Genomic DNA, 2863 nt, shown 5'->3' on the forward strand with positions numbered 1-2863 from the left:
CCTTCTTCAATCATCCGCAGGCAGAGCACATGTCGCTCCCGCCTGAGCAAGTCGCGCAGGCGCTGCTGTCCGTGCCTGCCCCGCATCCGTCCCAAGGTGATCAACATGCCCGTTAGCGAAGTCGTAGAACTGTCGCGCCTCCAGTTCGCCATCACGGCGCTTTATCACTTCCTGTTCGTCCCGCTCACGCTCGGCCTGTCCTGGCTGCTCGTCATCATGGAATCGGTCTACGTGATGACCGGCAAGCAGATCTACAAGGACATGACCCAGTTCTGGGGCAAGCTCTTCGGCATCAACTTTGCCATGGGCGTGACCACCGGTCTCACGCTCGAATTCCAGTTCGGCACCAACTGGTCGTATTACTCGCACTATGTGGGCGACATTTTCGGCGTGCCGCTCGCCGTCGAAGGCCTGATGGCGTTCTTCCTCGAATCGACCTTCGTCGGCCTGTTCTTCTTCGGCTGGAAGCGTCTCTCGAAGGTCCAGCACGTGTCCGTCACGTTCCTCGTCGCGCTCGGCTCGAACCTCTCGGCCCTGTGGATTCTGGTAGCCAACGGCTGGATGAACAATCCAGTCGGCGCGACCTTCAACTACCAGACCATGCGCATGGAGCTCGACAGCATCTTCTCCGTGCTGCTCAATCCGGTCGCGCAGGTCAAGTTCGTGCACACCGTCTCCGCCGGCTATGTAACGGCCTCGATGTTCGTGCTCGGCGTGTCGTCGTGGTATCTGCTCAAGCGCCGCGACACCGAATTCGCGCTGCGCTCGTTCGCGATTGCCGCCGGTTTCGGTCTTGCGTCCACGCTGTGCGTGATCGTACTCGGCGACGAATCCGGCTACCGCACCGGCGAAGTCCAGCAGGTCAAGCTCGCCGCGATCGAATCCGAATGGGAAACCGCCCCCGCGCCGGCCCCGTTCACGATCATCGGGATTCCGAACCAGAAGGAGGAGCGCACCGACTACGCGATCCGGGTTCCCTACGCGCTCGGCCTGATCGCCACGCGCTCGCTCGACGAACCCGTGGTCGGCCTGAAAGAGCTCATGGTGCGCAACGAGGCGCGCATCCGCAACGGCATGCTGGCCTACGCCGCGCTGCAGAAGCTCAAACAGGGCGACGTCACCGACGAAGCCAAAGCCGCCTTCGACGCGCACAAGCAGGATCTCGGCTACGGCCTGATGCTCAAGCAGTTCACCGCGAACGTCACCGACGCCACGCCCGACCAGATCACCCAGGCCGCGAAGAAAACGATCCCGCCCGTGGCGCCTGTGTTCTTCTCGTTCCGCCTGATGGTGGGCCTCGGCATCCTGTTCCTCGCGACCTTCGTGCTCGCCTTCTGGTTCTGCGCGCAGCGCTCACTGTTGCTGGAGAAGCGCCGCTGGTTCCTGCGCTGGGCGCTGTGGGCGATTCCGCTGCCCTGGCTCGCGGCTGAATTCGGCTGGATCGTCGCTGAAGTGGGCCGCCAGCCGTGGACCATCGCGGGCATTCTGCCCACCAGCCTGTCAGCCTCGAGTCTGACCGCGGGCGACCTGTATCTGAGTATCGGCGGCTTCGTGGTGTTCTACACGGCGCTGTTCATCATCGAAATCATGCTGATGTTCAAGTACGCGCGGCTCGGTCCCTCGTCGCTGCATACGGGCCGCTATCACCACGAACAACCGTCACCGGATCGGCCGCTGGGCAACCGGCCGCTGCCGACCAGCACGGTCGCCTGATTCGCCGACACCGAGATTCAAGGGAAAAGATCATCATGGATTATGCAACCCTCAAACTGATCTGGTGGGTGCTGATCGGCGTACTGCTGATCGGCTTCGCGCTCACCGACGGCTTCGACATGGGCGCGGCGATCCTGCTGCCGTTCATCGGCAAGACGGACGCCGAGCGGCGCATCGTCGTCAACACGGTGGGCGCGACCTGGGAAGGCAATCAGGTCTGGCTCATCACCGCGGGCGGCGCGATGTTCGCCGCGTGGCCGCTGGTGTACGCGGCGTCGTTCTCCGGCTTCTATTTCGCCATGCTGCTGGTGCTGTTCTCGCTGTTCTTCCGGCCGGTCGGCTTCGACTACCGCAGCAAGCGTGAAGATCCGCGCTGGCGCAGCGCGTGGGACTGGGCACTGTTCGTCGGCGGCTTCGTGCCGGCCCTGGTGTTCGGCGTCGCGTTCGGCAACCTGCTGCAAGGCGTGCCGTTCTCGTTCGATACCGACCTGCGCGTGACCTATCACGGCGGTTTCTTCGCGCTGCTCAACCCGTTCGCGGTGCTGTGCGGGCTCGTCAGCGTGTCGATGCTGGCCGCGCATGGCGCCGCCTTCGTGAAGATGAAAGCGGACGACATTGTGGCCGAGCGCGCCTCGCTCGCGCTGCGGATCGCTTCGTTCGCGGCCGTGGTGCTGTTCCTGATTGCCGGTGCGCTGATCGCCACGATGATCGGCGGCTATCAGCTGGTCGACGCCGCGCCGCTCGACACGGTCGCCAATCCGCTGCTGAAGAGCGTGATCGGCGCACCCGGCCTGTGGCTGACCAACTACGCGACCTATCCGTGGATGGTGGCCGCGCCGGTGGCCGGTCTGGTGGGCGGCGTGCTGGCCACGCTACTCGCACGCTCGCGTTTCGAGAAGAGCGCCTTTCTGGCGACCTCGCTGATGATTATCGGTGTGATCCTCACGGCGGGCTTCTCGATGTTCCCGTTCATCATGCCCTCCTCACTCGACGGCCGCAGCAGCCTCACCGTGTGGGACTCGACCTCGAGCCGCATGACGCTGCAGATCATGCTGATCGCCGTGATCGTGTTCCTGCCGCTCATCCTGATCTACACGAGCTGGGTGTATCGCGTGATGCGCGGCAAGGTGACGGCCGCGGCGCTCGAAGA

2 protein-coding genes are annotated in these 2863 nt (G+C 63.9%); both read left to right on the plus strand.

Features of this window, described 5'->3' with window-relative positions; genetic code table 11:
• The first annotated feature begins 105 nt into the window (after window positions 1–105).
• Complete coding sequence (locus NE850_RS39220; protein WP_007179434.1) at window positions 106–1713, plus strand: cytochrome ubiquinol oxidase subunit I; 1608 nt, start codon at window positions 106–108, stop codon at window positions 1711–1713.
• Window positions 1714–1748: 35 nt separating this feature from the next.
• Window positions 1749–2863, plus strand: a 1115-nt coding sequence (gene cydB / locus NE850_RS39225; protein ID WP_310700410.1) for a cytochrome d ubiquinol oxidase subunit II, incomplete at its 3' end; no start/stop codon positions are given.

Origin of the sequence: Paraburkholderia sp. USG1, assembly GCF_031570135.1 — a bacterium.
In the GTDB taxonomy this organism is placed as follows: Bacteria; Pseudomonadota; Gammaproteobacteria; order Burkholderiales; family Burkholderiaceae; genus Paraburkholderia; species Paraburkholderia dioscoreae.

What these genes read in the sequence shown, in the direction of transcription:
- NE850_RS39220 (WP_007179434.1), top strand. Translation starts at nt 106, where the DNA reads ATGCCCGTTAGCGAAGTCGTAGAACTGTCGCGCCTCCAGTTCGCCATC.